The sequence below is a fragment of the Dyella sp. LX-66 genome (genome assembly GCF_018599165.1).
GTDB classification, from domain to species: domain Bacteria; phylum Pseudomonadota; class Gammaproteobacteria; order Xanthomonadales; family Rhodanobacteraceae; genus Dyella_D; species Dyella_D marensis.
Genome location: NZ_JAHFVJ010000003.1, coordinates 166,171 through 186,954 on the forward strand (window position 1 = coordinate 166,171; position 20,784 = coordinate 186,954).

Consider the following 20,784-nt stretch of genomic DNA (forward strand, 5'->3'; position numbering starts at 1 on the left):
ACTGCGAAGGCAGGATGCCGTAGCGAACATCCGCGTAGCGGATGGCCTGAAGGGCTGGCTGCTGATGCAGCCAGTAACCCCAACAATGCGAGGCGTCTGAGGTTGGCCATGTTGGGGTTCGCCTGCGGCTCACCCCAACCTACGCCGTTGCCGCGGCGAGCAGCACCGCGGCTTCGGTCAGTTCAGCCAGGGCGCCGCAGGTGTCGCCGGTCATGCCGCCCACGCGCCGCAGGCAGGCGCGGCGCCACAACGCGAACAGCACGATGGCGACGAGCAGCGAGGCGATGCCGCGAAGTCCGGCGCAAGCGCATCCCGCGGCCACGAGCATCAGGACAACGACGTTGATCGTGCGCGACGAACCGGCCAGCCCCTCGCCCAGGCCGCCGGCGCGCACATAGGGTACGAACAGGAACGCCGCCACCAGCGCGGCGCGCGCCAGCAGCGGCGCGAGCAGCAGGCCCGGCCACGCCGGCGCGCTTGCCAGGGCGGCGAACTTCAGCAGCAAGGTCAGCACCAGCGCGACCACGCCCATCGGACCGCAATTCGGATCCTTCATGATCGCCAGCGTGCGCGCACGGTCGCCGATGCCGCCCACCCAGGCGTCCGCGCTGTCGGCCAGACCGTCCAGATGCAGCGCACCGGTCAAGGCCACCCACGCCGCCAGGATCGCCGCGGCCGACAGCAGCGGCGGCCAGCCATGGATCGCCCACGCCAGCGCGTAAAGCAAAGCGCCGATCAGCAAGCCCACCAGCGGGTACCAGGGCAGCGAACGCACGCGCGCATCCGCATCTCCGAACACGGCGTGCGGCACCGGAATGCGCGTGAGAAAGCCGATGGCCACCAGCAGGCCGCGCATTACGCGTCCACCTCGGCACGCCAAGGCAACCGGTGCAGCGAAGCATGCGGCACTTCGATATTCGCCATCTCGCCGTAAGCGCGCCCTTCCGCATGGCAACGCAGCAGGCGGATCGCGCCGCCATGCGTCACCACCAGCACGTCGCGTCCGTGCGATTCGGCGGCGACATCGTCCAGCGCCGCGCCAAGCCGCGCATGGAACTGCGCGAACGTCTCCGCCTGCGGCGGCGGATGCGCCACCGGGTCGGCCCAGAACTTCGCCAGCGCCTCGCCCTGGGTTTCCGCCAGCGTCTCGATCGGCACGCCCTGCCAGGCGCCGAAGTGATATTCGGCCAGGCGCGGATCGATGCGCAGCGGCAGCTCGCGCGCCGCCGCCAGTTCGCGCGCGAAATCCGCGCAACGCCGCAGCGACGAGGAAACGATCATGGCCCATGCGCGGCCAGCGACCGATGCACGCAGCTGCGCCCAGCCCAGCTCGCTCAGCGGATCGTCGAGCTGGCCGCGATAGCTGCGCTGCCCGGTATCGCCATGGCGCAGCAGGTCGATGCTCATGCCTGCGCCACTCCCGCCTCGGCAAACGTCGCCATGCCCGCATGCAGCGCGCAGGCCAGTCGCAGCAGCGGCACCGCCACCGCGGCGCCGCTGGCTTCGCCCAGGCGCAGCTGCAGGTCGAGCAGCGGTCCGGCCTCCAGCGCTTCGAGCAGGCGTGCGTGGCCGCGTTCCTGCGAGCGGTGCGAAAACAGCATCCAGGGACGGCAGGCCGGCTGCAGGCGCGCCGCTACCAGGGCCGCGGCGCTGGTGATAAAGCCGTCCACCAGCACAGGCATGCCACGCTGGGCGGCGGCTATGTAGGCACCTGCCAGCGCGGCCAGTTCGAAGCCGCCGACGCAACGCAGCCATGCGATCGGCGTAGCCGCTTCACGATGCAAGGCAAGCGCCCGCTGCACCACCGCCGCCTTGCGCGCGACGCCGGCTTCATCGAGTCCCGTACCGGCACCGGCCAGCGCATCGGGCGCCTCGTCGAGCAAGGCGCAAGCCAGCGCCGTGGCGGCGGTGGTGTTGCCGATGCCCATCTCGCCACCGATAAACAGCTGCGCACCCGCTTCATCGGCAAGCTGCACGCTCTGCGCACCCGCCTGCAAGGCCAACGCAAGTTGTGCCGGCGACATCGCCTCGCCCTGAGCAAAGTTCGCCGTCTGCGCGGCGATCCACGCGCGCCGCACGCCGGGCAGCTCGCCCACGTCGTTGACCGTGCCCAGGTTCACCACTTCCAGCGAAGCGCCCAGCTCGCGCGCCAGCACGCTGATCGCCGCGCCGCCCTGTGCGAAGTTCGCCACCATCGCGCCGGTCACCGCCTGCGGAAAGGCCGACACGCCTTCCTCAGCCACGCCGTGGTCCGCCGCGAACACGCTGATCCACACCTTTTCCAGCGACGGCTTCACCGCTCCCTGCAAGGCCGCCAGCTGCACCGCCGCGGCTTCCAGTGCGCCCAGCGAACCCGGCGGCTTGGTCAGCTGTGCCTGCCGTTCCAGCGCCGCCACGGCCGCCACCGCATCCGGCGCGCGGCAAGGCAGGTCCAGCCAATCGAGAGTTTCCATGGTCATGCGAGATTTCCTTTGAGAGCCAGCGGCAGGCCCGCCGCAACGAACAGCACGCGTCCGCACACCGCGGCCAGCGCTTGATGCAGGCGGCCGGCTTCGTCGACGAAGCGCCGGCTCAGTTCGCCCATCGGCACGATGCCGAGGCCGACTTCGTTGCTGACCAGCAGGATGGTGCCGGGCAGATCGGGCAGCACGTCGAGCAAGGCCTGCCGTTCGCGCGCGAAGCGTTCGCCATCGGCATCGCCGAGCAGGTTGCTCAGCCACAGCGTGAGGCAGTCCACCAGCACGCAGCGATCCGCCCGCGCATGTGCGCGCAGCGCATCGGCCAGCGCCAGCGGCTCCTCCACGTCGTGCCAGTGCGGCGGCCGGCTGGCGCGATGGTGGGCGATGCGCGCCGCCATCTCCGCATCCAGCGCCTGTGCCGTGGCGAGATAGACCACCTCCAGCCCGCTCTCCGCCGCCATGCGCTCGGCCAGCGCACTCTTGCCGGAACGGGCGCCACCGAGGATCAGGCTGCGCATGCGTCGTTCACTCCCAGCAGCGCGGCCAGGCGCGCGGTATCCAGATGCGTTTCCACCGCGTCGGCGAGCCGCTCCAGGCTCGCTTCGCGCAAGGCGCGCACGTCGACGGCGAGCGGCGCGTGCAGGCCGGCCCAGCGCAGCAGCGCCTGCAGCGCGGCGGGTTCGTCGAACAAGCCGTGCAGATAGGTGCCGAGCACGTGCCCGTCCGCGGAGATCGCGCCATCGGCGCGGCCGTCGGCCAGCAGGCAGGCCGGCGCATCGAGCGCGGGGCCGGTGCTGCGCCCGCAATGGATTTCGTAGCCGGCGACGTCGGCGGCGTCCAGCGCGAGCTTGCCTTGCACGCGGCGCAGCTGCTTCTCCGGCTCCAGCACCGTCTCCATCGCCAGCCAGCCCAGACCCGCGCTGGAACCCGCTTCGCCTTCAATGCCGTGCGGATCGTGCACCGCCTGCCCCAGCATCTGGAAACCGCCGCAGATACCGATCAGCTTGCCGCCATAGCGCAGATGCCGCGCGATCGCCTCGGCCCAGCCCTGTGCGCGCAGCCACTCCAGATCGGCGCGCGTCGCCTTCGAACCCGGCAGCACGATCAGATCGCACGGCGGCCATGCCTCGCCCGGCCCCACCAGGCGCACATCCAGCTGCGGATGCGCGCGCAGCGCGTCGAAATCGGTATGGTTGCTGATGCGCGGCAAGGCCGGCACCGCCACGCGCAGCAGTGCGTCTTCGCGCCGCCCTGAGTCACGCGGCAGCGCATCCTCCGCTTCCAGATGCAGGCCATGCAGATATGGAAGCACACCGAACACCGGCTTGCCGGTCTCGCGTTCCAGCCAATCCAGGCCCGGCTGCAGCAGCGCCAGATCGCCGCGGAAGCGATTGATCACGAAACCGGCCATCCGCGCCCGCTCGCTCGCCGACAGCAGGGCCAGGGTGCCGACCAGATGCGCGAACACGCCGCCGCGGTCGATGTCCGCCACCAGCAGCACCGGGCAGTCCACGGCCTCGGCATAACCCATATTGGCGATATCGCGGTCGCGCAGATTGATCTCGGCCGGACTGCCCGCGCCTTCGACCACCACCGCCGCGTAACGCTGCGCCAGGCGCGCATGCGAAGCGAGCACCGCATCCATCGCCACCTGCTTGTAGCGGTGGTAGTCGCGCGCATCCATATTGCCGACCGCGCGGCCATGCACGATCACCTGCGCGCCGATATCGCTCTGCGGCTTCAGCAGCACCGGATTGAAATCGGTGTGCGGCGGCACGCCGGCCGCTTGCGCCTGCACCGCCTGGGCGCGGCCGATCTCGCCGCCGTCCTCGGTGACGGCGGAATTGAGCGCCATGTTCTGCGGCTTGAACGGCGCCACCGCTACGCCGCGCCGGTGCAGCCAGCGGCATAGCGCGGCGACCACGGTGCTCTTGCCGGCATCGGAGGTGCAGCCCTGGATCATCAATACCCGTGCGCTCATGGCGCGACCTCCTGTTTCCGATCGATCGAACGCCAGCCGGCCAGCGCCGTATCGAGCCGCGCGAACGCCGCCTCGTCGCCGGGCAGGCCGAAGCGCAAGCTGTGCGGCTGCTCGAAGCGGCGCACCAGCACGCCCTGCCGTGCCAGCGCGCGTTGCAGCGCCGTGGCGCGTTCGTCGCGGCGCCAGTGGAAGAAGGCGCAGCCGGCATCCGGAGCCAAGCCATGCCGTGTGAGCAGCGCCGACAGGCGTGTGCTGGTTGCGCACAAACGCTCGCGCTGCACTGACTGCCACGCGGTATCGGCGAGCGCCAGCTTCAGCACGTGGCGCGCCGGTCCGCTCAAGGTCCATGGCCCCAGGCGTTCGCGTAGCGCCACCAGCAGCGCGGGTTCCGCGCAGACGAAGCCGGCGCGCGCGCCCGCCAGGCCAAAGAACTTGCCCACCGAGCGCAGCACGATCAGGCCGGGCAGCGCGTGCGCCGCGCACAGGCTGCGTTCGGGCGTGGCGTCGATAAACGCCTCGTCCACCACCAGCCAGCCGCCGCGGCGGGCCAGCGTGGCGTGCAATGCAAGCAAAGCGTCGAGCTCGAAACGTTCGCCGCCGGGGTTGTTGGGATGGATCAGCACGACCACGTCGTAGCGCGCCGCACGGGCGAACAGCGCATCGGCGGCGGCGCGTTCCACCTTGTGTCCCGCGCGTTGCCAGGCATGCGCGTGCTCGGCATAACCGGGATCGAGCACGCCGACGCGCGAGCGCTCGCGCAGCGACGGCAAGGCCTGGATGGCCGCCTGCGAACCGGCCACCGGCAGCAGCGAAGGATGCCCGTAGTAAGTGCGCGCGACATCGATCAAGCCGTCATCGTCTTCAGGCAATCGATGCCACGCGGATGCGGGCAGCGGTGGCACCGGCCAGGCGTATGGACTGACGCCCGTGGAAAGGTCGAGCCACTGCTCCGCGGGAATGCCGTACTCGTGCGCTGCGCGCAGCAGGCGTCCGCCGTGTTCAAGCATGACGGCCTCCGAGGATCGGCACCAGACACCAGATCGCCGCCAGCCACAGCAGCACGCTCCGCCGCACCAGCCGCAGCGCACGACGGATCGCCGCGGCATCCGGCGCAGCGCCTTCGCCCAGAGCGGGACGTTCCTCCCACACGCCTGCATAAGGCGCGGCGCCGCCAAGGCGCACACCCAGCGCACCCGCGCCGGCCGCCATCACCGGCCCCGCGTTCGGGCTGTCCCACGCCGGCGCCTGCCGGCGCCAGCAATGCCATGCGCGCAGGAAGTCGCCGAGCAGCGCATAGCTCAGCGCCGTCAGCCGCGCCGGCACGAAGTTCAGCACATCGTCGATCCGCGCCGCGGCCCAGCCGTAGCGCTCATAGCGCGCATTGCGGTAGCCCCACATCGCATCCAGCGTATTGGCCAGCCGGTACAGCACCGCGCCCGGCGCGCCCAGCAGCAGAAACCAGAGCAGCGCGCCGAACACCGCATCGCTGCCGTTTTCCAACACCGATTCCGTGGCGGCCGCCGCCACTTGTTGCTCATCCAGCAGCGCGGTATCGCGGCTCACCATGCGCCCGACCGCCGTGCGCGCCGCGGCCAGATCGCCGCGCTCCAGCGCATCCGCCACCGGCAAGGCGTGCTCGCCCAGGCTGCGCAGACCTACGGCGAGATAAAGCATCGCCGCGCCGAACACGACGTCGCACCAAGCCGGCAACATCCGCGTTATCGCCCACGTCACCACGACCCATGGCAACACCGTGACGCACCACGCCAGCACACCCGCTCCGCGCGCATCGCGATGCAGCCGCGCCTCGATCGCCCGCGCCCAGCCGCCGAACGCCACCAGCGGATGCGCGCGGCGCGGTTCGCCGAGCAGCGCGTCCAGCAGCAGCGCCAGGGTGAGCGCCAGCGCGGTCATGGCAGGAACAGACGCAGGGCCGCTTCCGTTGCGGAGGGAAAGTACAGATGCACGAAGCTCGCGGTGAGCCGCGCACGCCGGTACACCGCTTCCTTGGCGGGGCCACCGTCGGGGTTGCTTGCATGCACCAGCGGCGGCTGGGTGATCTCCGCATGCGCGTAGTGGAAGGTGTGGCCGCGCAGCGTGCCTTCCGGCAGTTCGACGGATTGCATGCCCAGCCCCGCCAGCCGCTCGCGCACCACCGCCCAGCCGGGCAGCAGCCCCGCCATGGTGTGCGCATCGCTTTCGCGCGTGGCCAGGGCATCGAGCAAGCTGAGCATGCCGCCGCATTCCGCCAGCAAAGGCTTGCCCGCATCGACGTGCGCGCGCAGCGCGGCGTGCAGGTCCTTGCGCTCGGCCAGCCGCGCCAGATGCAGTTCGGGATAGCCGCCGGGCAGCCAGGCCGCATCGCAGCCGGGCAAGGCATCGCCGGCCAGCGGCGAGAACCAGCACAGTTCCGCGCCGGCCTGCCTCAGCACGTCGAGGTTGGCGGGATAGAGAAAACAGAACGCGTCGTCGCGTGCGATGGCGATGCGCCGGCCTTCGAGCAGGCGCGGCACCTGCGTTGCTTCGACCGGGCTGAACGCCACCGGCGGCGGCAAGTCCAGTCCGGCGTGCAGCTCCATCGCATCGGCCAGCGCGTCCAGGCGCGCATCCAGGTCGGCCAGTTCGCCCGCGGCGACCAGGCCGAGATGCCGTTCCGGCAAGGCCAGCGCCGGATCGCGCGGCAAGGCGCCGAACCAGTGCAGCTCCGGCGGCAGGCTCTCGGCCAGCAGCTTCGCGTGGTAGGCGCCACCGATGCGGTTGGCGGCCACGCCATGCACCTGCAAACCTTCGCGATAACGCGCCAACCCCGTCGCCACCGCGCCGAAGGTCTGCGCCATCGCCGAACCGTCGATCACCGCCAGCACCGGCAGGCCGAAGCGCTGCGCCAGGTCGGCGCTGGAGGTGCCGCCGTCGAACAGACCCATCACGCCTTCGACCAGGATCAGGTCGGCCTCGCCCGCCGCCGCATACAGCCGCGCGCGGACATCGGCTTCGCCGCACATCCAAAGATCGAGCTGATACACCGGCGCACCGCTCGCGCGCTCCAGCACCATCGGATCGAGAAAATCCGGCCCGGTCTTGAACACCCGCACGCGCCGTCCGCGCCGCGCATGCGCGCGCGCCAGCGCCGCGGTGAACGAGGTCTTGCCCTGCCCCGAAGCCGGCGCGGATACCAGCAGCGCCGGCACCTGCCGCACGGCGCTCACAGCTCGACTCCCAGCTGCGCGCGGATGCCCGCTTCGAACGCATGCTTGACCACGCGCATCTCGGTCACCGTATCGGCCGCGGCCACCAGCGCATCGGGCGCGCCGCGGCCGGTGATCACCACGTGCTGGCCGGCGGGGCGCGCGGCCAGCGCGGGCAGCACCTGCTCCAGCGTCACGTACTGCTTGACCAGCGCGATATTCAGCTCGTCCAGCAGCACCAGCCGATAGCACTCGTCCGCCAGCATGCGCGCGGCGATCTGCCAGGCGGCCTGCGCGGCGGCGACGTCGCGCGCCTTGTCCTGGGTCTCCCAGGTAAAGCCCTCGCCCATCACGTGGTAGTCGACCACGTCCGGGAAGCGGCGGAAGAACGCTTCCTCGCCGGTGGAGAAGCTGCCCTTGATGAACTGCACCACGCCGCAATGGAAACCGTGGCCGAGCGAACGCGCCAGCATGCCGAAGCCCGACGAGCTCTTGCCCTTGCCGTTGCCGGTGTTCACCACCAGCACGCCGCGGTCGATGGTGGCGCGGGCGATCTTGCGGTCGACCAGCTCCTTTTTGCGCTGCATGCGTTCGCGGTGGCGCAGTTCTTCGTCGCTCATGCCCGGGTTCCTGCCTGCCGAGTGGAGTTCACGCGCGCCAGCGCCCAATACGCCGCCAGCGCCACGATCACATAGGTCAGCGTGGTGCGCACGAACAGCGGGCCCCACTGCCACAAGCGGGCAACGTACTCGCCCAGGTGCGGATTCGCATAGCGCCCGCCGAGCCAGTAGAACGCGCCGTTGGAAATGGCGAACGAGATCGAAGCCGCCACCAGCGCCACGCCGAACGCACCGGCCAGCGCTAACGGCGCCGGCGCCATCCGCGCTGACCACAGCCGCCCCGCGTACCACAGCACCGCATACGCGGGCAGCAGGAACGAGTAGGCCGGCGTCACGCAGAAATCGCTGACGCCGGCATACGACACCGACACCCAGTCCAGCGCCACCGCCAGCGCCATGAACGCGGCGAAGGCCAGATGCCGCCGCAGCCACAGGCCGCCAAGAAAGAACAGCGCCATCGAAGCATCGGGCAGATGCAGCGCGGTGCCGAAGTGATGGAAGCGCGTGGCGATCATCACCGCGGCGAGCACGATGGCGAGCGGTACAGAAAAGCGTGGCATGGCGGTGGACATGGTGCGGTCCTCGGGGCGGAAGGGATTCACTGTGCGGGCCGGTAGCTCACGCTCAGCATCGCGGTGCGGCCGGGTTGGTTGTAATAGGCCGCGGTCTCGTAGTGCTTGTCGAAGGCGTTGCGCACACTCAGCTGCACTTTCCAGTCGCGGTCCAGCGCATAGGCCAGGCGCAGGTCGGTGAGCGCATAGCCGCCCAGGCGGTAGCCGTTCGCCAGGTCGTCGTAGCGCTTGCCTGCCGCGTACACGCTGGCGCCGATGCTGAAGTCGCCGAAGCTGCGGTCCGCATCCACGCGCGCGCTGCGCGGGGCACGCCGCGGCAGCAGCTTGTCGCGATAAGTGTCGCTGCGGTTGCGCGGATCCAGCCAGGTGGCGGTGCCGCGCAAGGTCCAGCCGGCCAGCGTGGTGGAAGCCACCGCCTCGGCGCCGCGGATGCGCGCGCGATCGACATTGCCCGGCACACCGCGCGAGGCGTCGTAGGCGATCAGGTCGCGGATACGGGTTTCGAAGGCATTGAGCGACCACAGGCCCCAGCGCGGCGTGCCGCGCAGGCCCAGCTCGTAGCTGCGCGAGCTTTCCGGCCGCAACGCGGTGTTGCCGTAGCCGGGGTAGTACAGCTCGTTGAAGGTCGGCGCCTTGTAGGCGGAACCGGCGCTGGCGGTGAGGCGCATGCCCGGCGTGAAGTCCCAGCCCCACAGCAGGCTGCCGGTGGTCTTGCCGCCGAACTGCTGGTTGTCGTCGTGGCGCAAGCTGGCCTGCAGCGACTGCGTACCGAACGTCTGCTGCCACTGCGCGAACAGGCCGCGGTTGAGGCGCTGGTCGCGCGCATAGCTGGTGTTGCTGTCGACGCGGTCGCGCTGCCAGTCGTAGCCCAGGCTCCACAGGCCGCCGCCGAGATTCAGATCGCCCTGCAGCGAGCCGAGATCGCGGTGCGTATTGAAGGTGCTGGTGTAGCGGCCGTTGAGGTAGTTGTCGCTCAGGTCCGCGCTCTGTCCCGCGCTCGCGATGAGCGTGAAATCGCGGCTCGGCCGCCAGTGCGCGCGTGCGCCGTAGTCCTGCTGCACCACGTCGGACTGGTTGCTGGTGGAGCCGTCGTAGGCGTTGTAGCCCCAGCTGCGCAGCCACTGCGCGTCGGCATCCCAGGCTTGGTTGAAGCGGTAGCCGCCCTTGAGCGAGACGGAGCTGTCGCGGAAGCCATCGCGGTCAGGCTCATTGACGAAGCAGCCCGCGCCGCGCGGCGACGGCTTGCCGCGGCAGGCGTTGATGCCGTCGGTGTCCTCGTGCGTGGCCTGCACCGCATACCAGCCCTCGCCCACCTTGCCGGCCAGGCCGGCCGCGCCGCGGAAGCTGTCGTTGCTGCCGTAGCCCAGCTCCAGGTTCGGCTCGAAGGCGCCGCTGGGGCGGCGGGTAAAGATCTGGATCACACCGCCCAGTGCTTCGGAACCATAGAGGCTGGAGAACGGACCGCGCACGATTTCGATGCGCTCGATCTGCTCCACCGGGATGTTCTGGATCGACGGCTGGCCCAGCGTGGCCGAGCCGATCTTCACCCCATCCACCAGCACCAGCACGTGGTCGGCCTCGGTGCCGCGCAGGAACAGCGACGTGGATTTGCCCGGGCCGCCGTTATTGGCCATCGACAGGCCCGGCGTGCCCTGCAGCAGGTCCGCCACGGACTGCGGCTGCAGGCGCTCGATCTCGGCACGGTCGATCACGGTGACGGCGGCCAGCGTGGCCGATTCGCTCTGCTCGGTGCGGGTGGCGGTGACCACCACGCCCTTGAGGTCCTGCGAGGGCTCGTCGGCCAGCGCGGCGGTGGAACAACAGACAAGGGAAAACGCGGCCGCAAACGCGGACCGGCGCAAGGACGGAACATGCAATGACACTGGTGGCTCCTGGACCGCGCCTGCCCGCGCGGAATCGCTTCGGTTGCAGGACAGGCGGAAGGAGCTCCGGACGGACGCACGACGAGGGCGCGCTCGCCAGGAGCACGCCCACCGCATGTCCGGTTCACCTCGAGGCCGGTCTCCGGGCTCGCGAGCGAAGGCTGGTGCCTCCCCGACCGGCGCCTTCCCATGCTTCGCAGCACAGTGGCTCTTGCCGATCGTGTCTCGCCTACCGTTGCGGGGGCAGCTCCGGAATAGCCGTCAATACGGCGCACCGGATTCCCGTTTCAACCACCAGCCAAGCCAGCGGTCACCTCAGGCCCGGGCATCTTAGCAGCACGACAAGCGGGCGCTCGTCATGTCGAGCAGGAGGCGTCGCGGCGAGCCCCGACCCCTCACCCCAACCCTCTCCCCGGAGGGGAGAGGGGGATGCAGGGCGAGGCGAAAACCCAGCGAAGAGCTCGCGGCGCAGCCGCGGCGTTCCGCTTGTGCGCCGTTGCTTTTGATCCACCGGGTCCCCTTGGCGCCGGCGGTGAGGGCTGGACGATCAGGCCCCGAAGGGGGCGAGGACAGGAGTCCTCGCCTTTTTGATCAGGGCAAGGATGCCCTGTCAAAAAGCCCGGCCAGCCCTCACGGACCCTCAGCAGCTGCGCTGCTGAGGGCGCCAAGCAGGGTGCCCTCTCTTTTTGGTTACTTTTTCTCTGGGCACGCAGAGAAAAAGTAACTCGGGCCGCGGCAGCGGCACGAAACACTCGCCAACGGCGAGACACCCCAGCGTCAACGCAATGACCGAGCGATATCGCCACTGGATCCCGGCCTACGCCGGGATGACGAGCAAGGGGAGGCGCTAGACCCCCTTCCCCCCAGTCCACCCCGTGTCTCCCCACTGACGCACACCTGGCAAGCCACTGCAACACCACTGCGATTACCTATGCAGCGCCTGCAAACAGGCGCCGACCGAGCCCCCCATGAGCCAGATCGACACCAAGCGACGCCGCTTCCTGCAGATGACCGCCGCCTCCGCCGGCGGCCTGGCCGCGGCCTCCCTGCTCCCCGAGACCCTGCGCCAGGCCCTGGCCGCCCCCGCCATGACCGGCACCGGCGACCTCACCGACGTTAAGCACGTGGTGATCTTCATGCAGGAGAACCGCTCCTTCGATCATTACTACGGCGGCCTGCGCGGCGTGCGCGGCTTCGGCGACCGCGTGCCGGCGCCGCTGCCCGGCGGTGCGCGCAACGTGTGGCAGCAGCCCTACACCGGCCATACGGACGGCTATCTGCTGCCGTTCCGCATGAACACCGCGACCACCAGCGCGATCTGCGCCAATGCGCCGGCGATGAACTACCCCGTGGACACGGCGATCTTCAACAAGGGCAAGTTCGACGCGTGGAACACCGCGCGCGCGGCCGGCCTGGGCATGGGCCATTTCGAGCGCGCCGACCTGCCGTTCTATTACGCGCTGGCCGACGCCTTCACCATCTGCGACCACTACTTCGCCGCCACCCTCACCCAGACCAACCCCAACCGCCTGCATGCGATGACCGGCAGCAACGGCCTGTCCATCGGCCAGGCGGCGGTGCTGGACAACACCGAGCCGAGCGCGGGCTTTACCTGGACCACCTATGCCGAGCGCCTGGAAAAGGCCGGCGTGAGCTGGAAGGTCTACCAGGAGAGCAACAACTTCGACGACAACGCGCTGGCCTGGTTCAAGAACTTCAAGCAGGCCAAGGCCGGCACGCCGCTGCACGACAAGGGCATGGCCACGCAGGCGGACATGGTCGCCGCATTCGCGCAGGACGTCGCCAACGACACGCTGCCGCAGGTGTCGTGGATCGTGGCCGCCGATTACCTGTCCGAACACGCGAGCTTCAAGCCGGCCTACGGCGAGGACCTGAGCGCGCGCCTGCTCGCCGCGCTCGCCGCCAATCCGGCGGTGTGGACCAAGACCGCCTTCATCCTCAACTACGACGAGAACGGCGGCTTCTTCGACCACGTGCCGCCGCCGACGCCTCCGGCTTCGTCCAACGACGGCTTGTCGACGGTGAGCGTGACGGGCGAGATCAGCAACGGCCAGCCGATCGGCCTGGGCTTCCGCGTGCCGCTGATCGTGGTGTCGCCGTGGACGCGCGGCGGCTGGGTGTGTTCGCAGGTGTTCGACCACACCTCGGTGCTGCGTTTCCTGGAGCAGCGCTTCGGCGTGATGGAACCGAATATCAGTGCCTGGCGCCGCGCCGTGTGCGGCGACCTGCTCAGCGCCTTCGATTTCAGCGGCAGCAACAACGGCTGGCCCAGCCTGCCCTCCACTACCGGCTATACCGCCGCCGCGGACCAACAGTGCAAGAACCTGCCGGCGCCGGGCATTCCTTCCACGCAGGCGATGCCCGCACAGGAAGCCGGCACGCGTCCGGCACGCGCACTCCCTTACACCTTGCGCGCGGATGGCCGAGTGGATGCCGCGGCGGGGCGCTACTGGATCGACTTCCATAACGACGGTGCAGCCGGCGCGGTGTTCCAGTTGTATGCGGCCAACCGCAGCGATGGGCCGTGGCGCTACACGGTGGAAGCGGGCAAGCAGCTGTCGGATTACTGGAGCGCGGCGCGTTACACCCAGGGCGTGTACGACCTGGAGGCGCATGGGCCGAATGGTTTTCTGCGGCAGTATCGCGGCAGCGTGGCCACCGGGATGGGTGCGGCGCCGGAAGTGGCAGCGAGCTACGACACTGCAGGCAATCGCCTGCGGCTGGCCGTGACCAATAACGGCGGCGCGGCATGCACCGTGACGGTCAGCAATGCTTATGTGGAGGGCGATGTGCGGATTTATTCGGTCGCCGCCGGGGCCACGGTGAATGACAGTTGGGCACTGGGTGGCTATGCCAACTGGTACGACTTGAGTGTGACGGTTGCTGAGCTGGCGGGTTATTGGCGGCGGTTGGCGGGGCATATGGAGAATGGCTTGCCAAGCCAGAGCGAGCCGCGCTGACAAACAAGACGGCGTAGGTTGGGGTGAGCCGCAGGCGAACCCCAACGGTGCGATGCGCATCAAGCTGGTGAACGTTGGGGTTCGCCTGCGGCTCACCCCCACCTACGCCATGCGGACCGGACAAAGAAAGGCGCCTCTTCGGCGCCTTTCTTTTACTGCTTCCGAAACACCAACTGCCCGCCTTCCGCATCCACCGCAATCGTATCCCCCGAAGCAAACCTTCCCTCCAGGATCTCCCGCGCCAGCGGATTCTCCAGCTGCTGCTGGATCGCGCGCTTCAGCGGCCGCGCGCCGTACACCGGATCGAAGCCCACATTGCCCAGCAGGTCCAGCGCCTTCTCGCCGATCTCCAGGCGCAGCTGGCGTTCGGCCAGGCGCTTCTCCAGGTGGATCAGCTGGATCAGGGCGATCTTGCGGATCTGCTTCTTCTCCAGCGGGCGGAACACCACCAGCTCGTCCAGGCGGTTGATGAACTCCGGACGGAAGTGCGCCTGCACCACGCCGAGCACCGAAGCCTTCATCTGCAGGTAGTCGGCTTCGGAATCGCCGGCCTGCTCCTGGATCAGCTGCGAGCCCAGGTTGGAGGTCATCACGATCACGGTATTGCGGAAATCCACCGTGCGGCCCTGGCCGTCGGTGAGGCGGCCATCGTCCAGCACCTGCAGCAGGATGTTGAACACATCCGGATGCGCCTTCTCCACCTCGTCCAGCAGGATCACGCTGTACGGACGGCGGCGCACCGCCTCGGTGAGATAGCCGCCTTCCTCGTAGCCGATATAGCCGGGGGGCGCGCCGATCAGGCGGCTTACCGAGTGCTTCTCCATGAATTCGCTCATATCGATGCGCACCATCGCGTCCTGCGTGTCGAACAGGAACTCGGCCAGCGCCTTGCACAGCTCGGTCTTGCCCACGCCGGTGGGGCCCAGGAACAGGAAGGAGCCATACGGGCGGTTCGGATCAGACAGGCCGGCGCGGGCGCGGCGGATCGCGTCGGACACCGCGCGCACCGCTTCGTCCTGGCCGACCACGCGCTTGTGCAGCGCTTCTTCCATATGCAGCAGTTTCTCGCGCTCGCCTTCCAGCATCTTGCTGACCGGGATGCCGGTCCAGCGCGACACCACCTCGGCGATCTCCTCGTCGGTGACGCGGTCCTGCACCAGCTTGAACTCGTGCTTCTCGGCGGCCTGCGCGGCGGCGAGCTGCTTTTCCAGTTCCGGCAGGCGGCCGTACTGCAGCTCGCTCATCTTGGCGTAGTCCTGCCGGCGCTGCGCGGCTTCCAGCTGCACGCGGGCCTGCTCGATCTGTTCCTTGATCTTGGTCGCGCCCTGCAGCAGCGCCTTCTCCGACTTCCACACTTCGTCGAGGTCGGAGAACTCGCGCTCGAGTTTTTCGATATCGCTTTCCAGGTCGGCCAGGCGCTTCTTGGACGCCTCGTCGGTTTCCTTGCGCAGCATTTCGCGCTGGATCTTCAGCTGGATCAGGCGGCGTTCCAGGCGGTCCAGTTCCTCCGGCTTGGAATCGATCTCCATGCGGATGCGGCTGGCCGCCTCGTCCATCAGGTCGATCGCCTTGTCCGGCAGCTGGCGGTCGGTGATGTAGCGGTTGGACAGCGTGGCCGCGGCGACGATGGCCGGGTCGGTGATCTCCACGCCGTGGTGCACCGAATAACGCTCCTTCAAGCCGCGCAAAATCGCGATGGTGTCTTCCACGCTGGGCTCGCCCACGAACACCTTCTGGAAGCGGCGCTCCAGCGCGGCGTCCTTCTCGATGTACTTGCGGTACTCGTCCAAGGTGGTGGCGCCGATGCAGTGCAGCTCGCCGCGCGCCAGCGCGGGCTTGAGCATGTTGCCGGCGTCCATGGCGCCGTCGGCCTTGCCGGCGCCGACCATGGTGTGCAGCTCGTCGATGAACAGGATCACCCGGCCTTCCTGCTTGGACAGGTCGTTGAGCACGCCCTTCAGGCGCTCCTCGAACTCGCCGCGGAACTTGGCGCCGGCGATCAGCGCGCCCATGTCCAGCGCCAGCACGCGGCGGTCGCGCAGGCCTTCGGGCACTTCGCCGTTGACGATGCGCTGGGCCAGGCCTTCGACGATGGCGGTCTTGCCCACGCCGGGTTCGCCGATCAGCACGGGGTTGTTCTTGGTGCGCCGCTGCAGCACCTGGATGGTGCGGCGGATTTCCTCGTCGCGGCCGATCACCGGATCGAGCTTGCCGCTCTCGGCGCGCGCGGTCAGGTCGACGCAGTATTTCTCCAGCGCCTGGCGCTGGTCCTCGGCATTCTCGCTCTGCACCTTTTCGCCTCCGCGAATCTTGTCGATCGCCTGTTCCAGGTTGGCTTTGTGGGCGCCCGCGGCCTTCAATGCCGCGCCGAGATCGCCTTTGTCTTCCAGCGCCGCGAGCACGAACAACTCGCTGGCGATGAACTGGTCGCCGCGCTGCTGCGCGAGCTTGTCGGTGAGGTTGAGCAGGCGCGTGAGGTCGTTGCCGATATGCACATTGCCTTCGTCGCCTTTGACGCGCGGCAGGCGGTCCACCGCCTCGGCCACGCGCTGGCGCAAGGTGGGCACGTTGACCTGGGCCTGGGTCAGCAGCGGCGCGGTGGTGCCGCCCTGCTGGTCGAGCAGCGCGGCCATCACGTGCACCGGTTCGAGCATGTTGTTGTCGCGGCCCACCGCCATGGATTGCGCGTCGGCCAGCGCTTGTTGGAAGCGCGATGTCAGTTTGTCCATCCGCATAGATAGAACCCCGCAAAGAGAAAGATTCGGCAGCCCCCGAGGCCGCTCACTGCCGGATGAGATGCGGTCCGACCTCAACGATTCAAGTAGGTTGGGGGGAGCGCAGCGAACCCCAACGCGGCGGCACCGTTGGGGTTCGCTGCGCTCCCCCCAACCTACGTTGGTTCACGCAGACACATCCAAAGCTGATCTTCACATTCGCCCTGCTAGGCTCGTCCTGATGTCTTTTTCCCCCGCCTTCCCCCGCATGCCCGCGGCGACGCCGCTTCCGGCACCGCCCTTGCCCGGCACCGACGACCGCTGGGCCCTGTTCCTCGACGTCGACGGCACCCTGCTCGAGTTTGCCGAACGCCCCGACGACGTGCGCCTCGAGCCCGAGCTGTACGCGCTATTGGCCGAACTCTACGCCCATCTCGAAGGCGCGCTCGCGCTGGTGAGCGGGCGCAGCCTGGTCAGCCTCGATGCGCTGTTCGGTTCGCCGCCGTGGGCGATGGCCGGCCTGCACGGCCTGCAGCTGCGCCATGCCGACGGCGAGCGGCGCGAGACGCGCGTCAGCGCCAGCCGGCGCACCCTGGTGCTGCATGCGGCCGAATCGATCGCGCGCGAGCATCCCGGCGTGCTGGTGGAGAACAAGAACCTGGCCGTGGCCCTGCATTGCCGCGCCGCGCCGGCCGCGTACGAAGCGCTGCGCGAAGCCGTGCAGGCGCTGCTGCCGGGCCTGCCCGGCTACGAGCTACAGGCCGGCAATCTGGTGCTGGAACTCAAGCCCGCCGGCATGGACAAGGGCAAGGCCGTGACCGAACTGCTGGAACGCCCGCCGTTCGCCGGCCGCCTGCCGGTGTATCTCGGCGACGACCTCACCGACGAACACGGCTTCGCCGCCACCAATCTGGAGAACGGGATCAGCGTCCGCGTCGGCGAACGCGAACCCACGCTCGCCCAATACACCCTGCCAGGCCCGTCGTCGGCACAGGCCTGGCTGCAACGTGTCTTGAACGTGCTCAAGCAAGGAGTCCAACCCCATGCCCATGCCCTTGGAGGGAATGCCTGAACCCCGCACCAGGTCCGACGACACCGGACCTGGCGGCAGCGACACCCGAGCCAATCCGCAGACCCTGGCTCTGGGCGTGATCGGCAACGGCAGCGTGGCCGCGCTGATCGACGGCATGGCCCGCATCGTGTGGTGCTGCCTGCCGCGCTTCGACAGCGACGCCAGCTTCTGCGCCCTGCTCTCGCCCACCTGCGAGGGCGGCGACTGGAGCGTCGAGCTGGAACACGTGGAGCGGGCCGAGCAGGCCTATCTGCCGAACACCGCGGTATTGGTCACTCGGCTGTACGACCGCCACGGCAATGCCATCGAGATCACCGATTTCGCGCCGCGCCACCGCACCCGCGGACGCTTCTACCATCCGGTGATGCTGGCCCGGCGCATCCGGCCGATCCAGGGCAATCCGCGCATCCGCATCCTGCTGCGGCCGCTGTGCGACTACGGCGCGCGTCAGCCCGATACCACCTCCGGCAGCAATCACCTGCGGTTTCTGCTGAGCGACGTGGTGCAGCGCCTGACCACCGACGTGGCGGTGCCGCTGATCGAGCGCGGCCTGTTCTTCCACCTGGACCGCCCCGCCAACCTGGTGTTCGGCCCCGACGAAACGCTCGCCACCAGCCCCGCGGATTTCATCCACGGCACGCTGGAATACACCATCGCCTACTGGCGCGACTGGGTGCGCTATCTGTCCATTCCCTACGAATGGCAGGAGCCGGTGATCCGCGCCGCGATCACCTTGAAGCTGTGCCAGTACGAGGCCACCGGCGCCATCATCGCCGCGCTGACCACCTCGATTCCCGAAGCGCCAGGCACCAGCCGCAATTGGGACTATCGCTACTGCTGGCTGCGCGACGCCGCCTTCGTGGTGCGCGCGCTCAACCGGCTGGGCGCCACGCGCAGCATGGAGGAATACATCCGCTACGTGTTCAACATCGTCTCCGCCGAGGGCGACCACGAAGTCGGCCCGGTGTTCGGCATCACCTTCGAGCGCGAACTGCCCGAGCGCGAGGCCGAAGGCCTGGCCGGCTACCGCGGCATGGGGCCGGTGCGCATCGGCAACGACGCCTGGCGCCAGCGCCAGAACGACGTGTACGGCTCGGTGGTGCTGGCTTCGGCGCAGCTGTTCTTCGACCAGCGCCTGGAGAACCGCGGCGACGCGCGCACTTTCGAGCGCCTGGAAAGCATGGGTCGCATGGCACTGCGCATGGCGGAGGAGCCTGACGCGGGGCTGTGGGAATTCCGCGGCCGCGCTGCCGTGCACACCTATTCGGCGGCGATGTGCTGGGCTGCCTGCGACCGCCTGGCGCATATCGCCACCGAGTTGGGCCTGACCGATCGCGCGCGCTACTGGCACGACGAGGCGGTGGCGCTGCACGAGCGTATTTCCGCGCGCGTCTGGAACGAACGGCTGGGGCATTTCGTCGACGCCTACGACGGCGAACACCTGGACGCCAGCCTGCTGTTGCTGGCCGATATCGGCTTCGTGCGCGGGCGCGATCCGCGCTTCATCGCCACCGTCGATGCGATCGGCAAGGCACTCGGCCGCGGCGATTATCTGTTCCGCTATATCGCGCCGGACGACTTCGGCACGCCGGAAACCAGCTTCAATATCTGCACCTTCTGGTATATCGAGGCGCTCGCGGCCACCGGCCGCAAGCGGCGCGCGCGGCAGATGTTCGAGCACATGCTGTCGCAGCTCAATCCGCTGGGCCTGCTGTCGGAGGATCTGGCGCCGGGCACCGGCGAGCACTGGGGCAATTTTCCGCAGACCTATTCGCTGGTGGGCCTGGTGCAGACCGCGATGCGCTTGTCGCGCCGCTGGGAGGACGAGCTATGAGCGTGGTGCCGTTACGCACCGGCCGCCTGATCGTCGTCTCCAACCGCGTCGCGTTGCCCAAGCAGACTGCCACCGGCGGCCTCGCCTCGGCCATGCGCGCGGCGCTGCAGGAAGCCGGCGGCCTGTGGTTCGGCTGGAGCGGCAAGATCGCCGGCGAGACGGCGGCCACCGTGCATCACCTGTACGACGGCCCCGTGCACTACGCCACCATCGATCTGTCGCGCGACGACCACGACCATTTCTACGACGGCTTCGCCAACCGCACCTTATGGCCGCTGCTGCATTACCGGCCGGACCTGGTCGACTACAACCGCGGCCATCTGGACGGCTATCTGCGCGTCAACCGCGTGTTCGCCGAGCGCCTGGCCGCGCTGGTCGAGCAGGACGACGTGATCTGGATCAACGACTATCACCTGATCCCGCTGGCCTCGATGCTGCGCGAGCGCGGCGTGCGCAACCGCATCGGCTTCTTCCTGCATACGCCGCTGCCGGCGGCGGGCCTGCTCATCGCCCTGCCGCGCCATCGCGAGCTGCTGGAAACGCTGGCCGCCTACGACCTGATAGGCGTGCACACGGCGCGCGACCTGCGCGCGCTGGAGGAATACTTCGTGCACGAAACCGGCGCCCGCCTGCGCGGCGGCCACCGCCTGCGGCTGGGCAACCGGCGCTTCCACGCGGGCGTGTTCCCGATCGGCATCGATACGCGGCACGTGGCCGAGGCGGCGGCGAAAGCCGGCGCGCTGGACCCGATCGAAGACCTGCGCAGCAGCCTGGAAGGCCGCGCGCTGATCATCGGCGTGGACCGGCTGGACTATTCCAAGGGCCTGCCGCAGCGCTTCGACGCCTATGCGCGCCTGCTCGAACGCGTGCCGGCCTGGCACCGCCGCGTGAGCTTCCTGCAGATCGCCCCGCCGTCGCGCAGCACCGTGCCGGAATACCGGCAGATCCGCCGCGATCTCGAACGCAAGGCCGGGCATATCAACGGCATGTACGCGGCGCCGGACTGGGTGCCGATCCGCTACGTCAACAAGTCGTTTCCGCACAGCGTGCTGAGCGGGTATTACCGCAATGCCAAGGTCGGGCTGGTGACGCCGATGCGCGATGGCATGAACCTGGTGGCGAAGGAGTATGTGGCGAGCCAGAACCCGGAGGATCCGGGGGTGCTGGTGTTGTCGCGGTTTGCGGGTGCGGCGCAGGAGTTGACCGAGGCTTTGCTGGTGAATCCCGCCGATACCGAAGAGGTGGCCGATGCACTGGAGATGGCGCTGGCGATGCCGGTGGAGGAAAGGCGGATGCGCTGGCGGGCGATGATGGATGTGCTGGAGAGGCAGGACATCACGGCGTGGCGGCGCAGTTTTCTCGCAGCGCTGCGCGAATGACCCAGGTGTAGGTTGGGGTGAGCCGCAGGCGAACCCCAACGTTGCGGCGTGTTTGGAGGTACCGGCGTTGGGGGTCGCCGGCGGCGACCCCCCCCCAACCCCCG

Annotated in this window: 16 protein-coding genes and 1 riboswitch; of the genes, 4 read left to right on the forward strand and 12 right to left on the reverse strand. The window is 68.9% G+C overall.

The window, feature by feature from the left end:
- Positions 1 to 139: 139 nt before the first annotated feature.
- Genes KK141_RS07390 through btuB form a run of 11 tightly spaced genes read right to left on the reverse strand, consistent with a single transcriptional unit; the run spans position 140 to position 10,700 of the window.
- The gene (locus KK141_RS07390; protein ID WP_214569124.1) at positions 140 to 856 is read right to left on the reverse strand and encodes an adenosylcobinamide-GDP ribazoletransferase; all 717 of its coding nucleotides are present in this window, start codon (positions 854 to 856) and stop codon (positions 140 to 142) included.
- Complete coding sequence (locus tag KK141_RS07395) at positions 856 to 1,407, reverse strand: histidine phosphatase family protein (RefSeq protein WP_214569125.1); 552 nt, start codon at positions 1,405 to 1,407, stop codon at positions 856 to 858. Before KK141_RS07395 ends, KK141_RS07390 begins: the two co-directional genes overlap by 1 nt.
- A complete protein-coding gene (cobT, locus tag KK141_RS07400) occupies positions 1,404 to 2,453 on the reverse strand; it encodes a nicotinate-nucleotide--dimethylbenzimidazole phosphoribosyltransferase (protein ID WP_214569442.1) in 1,050 nt (349 codons plus the stop codon). Before cobT ends, KK141_RS07395 begins: the two co-directional genes overlap by 4 nt.
- Positions 2,454 to 2,455: 2 nt before the next feature.
- On the reverse strand, positions 2,456 to 2,977 hold the full coding sequence (gene cobU, locus KK141_RS07405; RefSeq protein WP_214569126.1) for a bifunctional adenosylcobinamide kinase/adenosylcobinamide-phosphate guanylyltransferase: 522 nt from the start codon (positions 2,975 to 2,977) through the stop codon (positions 2,456 to 2,458).
- Entirely contained in the window at positions 2,965 to 4,440 is a 1,476-nt protein-coding gene (locus KK141_RS07410) for a cobyric acid synthase (protein ID WP_214569127.1), read from the reverse strand. Before KK141_RS07410 ends, cobU begins: the two co-directional genes overlap by 13 nt.
- The gene (gene cobD / locus KK141_RS07415; RefSeq protein ID WP_214569128.1) at positions 4,437 to 5,447 is read right to left on the reverse strand and encodes a threonine-phosphate decarboxylase CobD; all 1,011 of its coding nucleotides are present in this window, start codon (positions 5,445 to 5,447) and stop codon (positions 4,437 to 4,439) included. The genes KK141_RS07410 and cobD overlap by 4 nt, the downstream gene beginning before the upstream one ends.
- Positions 5,440 to 6,354 carry an adenosylcobinamide-phosphate synthase CbiB gene (cbiB, locus tag KK141_RS07420; RefSeq protein ID WP_214569129.1) on the reverse strand — a complete coding sequence of 305 codons (915 nt, stop codon included), beginning with the start codon at positions 6,352 to 6,354 and terminating at the stop codon, positions 5,440 to 5,442. Before cbiB ends, cobD begins: the two co-directional genes overlap by 8 nt.
- A complete protein-coding gene (locus KK141_RS07425; RefSeq protein ID WP_345777533.1) occupies positions 6,351 to 7,646 on the reverse strand; it encodes a cobyrinate a,c-diamide synthase in 1,296 nt (431 codons plus the stop codon). Before KK141_RS07425 ends, cbiB begins: the two co-directional genes overlap by 4 nt.
- Positions 7,643 to 8,245 carry a cob(I)yrinic acid a,c-diamide adenosyltransferase gene (cobO, locus tag KK141_RS07430; protein WP_214569130.1) on the reverse strand — a complete coding sequence of 201 codons (603 nt, stop codon included), beginning with the start codon at positions 8,243 to 8,245 and terminating at the stop codon, positions 7,643 to 7,645. Before cobO ends, KK141_RS07425 begins: the two co-directional genes overlap by 4 nt.
- Positions 8,242 to 8,817, reverse strand: a complete 576-nt coding sequence (locus tag KK141_RS07435) for a hypothetical protein (RefSeq protein ID WP_214569131.1) — start codon at positions 8,815 to 8,817, stop codon at positions 8,242 to 8,244. Before KK141_RS07435 ends, cobO begins: the two co-directional genes overlap by 4 nt.
- A 26-nt stretch (positions 8,818 to 8,843) precedes the next feature.
- Entirely contained in the window at positions 8,844 to 10,700 is a 1,857-nt protein-coding gene (gene btuB, locus KK141_RS07440; RefSeq protein ID WP_345777534.1) for a TonB-dependent vitamin B12 receptor, read from the reverse strand.
- 115 nt (positions 10,701 to 10,815) lie between these two features.
- Positions 10,816 to 11,033: riboswitch (cobalamin riboswitch) on the reverse strand.
- Between the two features lie 635 nt (positions 11,034 to 11,668).
- Here btuB and KK141_RS07445 point away from each other — a divergent pair.
- Positions 11,669 to 13,681: a phospholipase C, phosphocholine-specific gene (locus tag KK141_RS07445; RefSeq protein ID WP_214569133.1), complete on the forward strand. Its 2,013-nt coding sequence runs from the start codon at positions 11,669 to 11,671 to the stop codon at positions 13,679 to 13,681.
- 152 nt (positions 13,682 to 13,833) lie between these two features.
- Here the strand turns inward: KK141_RS07445 and clpB are convergent, their stop codons facing one another.
- Complete coding sequence (clpB, locus tag KK141_RS07450; protein WP_214569134.1) at positions 13,834 to 16,416, reverse strand: ATP-dependent chaperone ClpB; 2,583 nt, start codon at positions 16,414 to 16,416, stop codon at positions 13,834 to 13,836.
- A 220-nt stretch (positions 16,417 to 16,636) separates the two neighbouring features.
- On the opposite strand from clpB, the gene otsB reads away from it, so the two are divergent.
- Genes otsB through otsA form a run of 3 tightly spaced genes read left to right on the forward strand, consistent with a single transcriptional unit; the run spans position 16,637 to position 20,680 of the window.
- Positions 16,637 to 17,467, forward strand: coding sequence for a trehalose-phosphatase (otsB, locus tag KK141_RS07455; protein ID WP_250901611.1), 831 nt, complete (start codon positions 16,637 to 16,639; stop codon positions 17,465 to 17,467).
- A complete protein-coding gene (locus KK141_RS07460) occupies positions 17,460 to 19,301 on the forward strand; it encodes a glycoside hydrolase family 15 protein (RefSeq protein WP_214569135.1) in 1,842 nt (613 codons plus the stop codon). The genes otsB and KK141_RS07460 overlap by 8 nt, the downstream gene beginning before the upstream one ends.
- The gene (gene otsA, locus KK141_RS07465; protein ID WP_214569136.1) at positions 19,298 to 20,680 is read left to right on the forward strand and encodes an alpha,alpha-trehalose-phosphate synthase (UDP-forming); all 1,383 of its coding nucleotides are present in this window, start codon (positions 19,298 to 19,300) and stop codon (positions 20,678 to 20,680) included. The genes KK141_RS07460 and otsA overlap by 4 nt, the downstream gene beginning before the upstream one ends.
- Positions 20,681 to 20,784 lie beyond the last annotated feature (104 nt).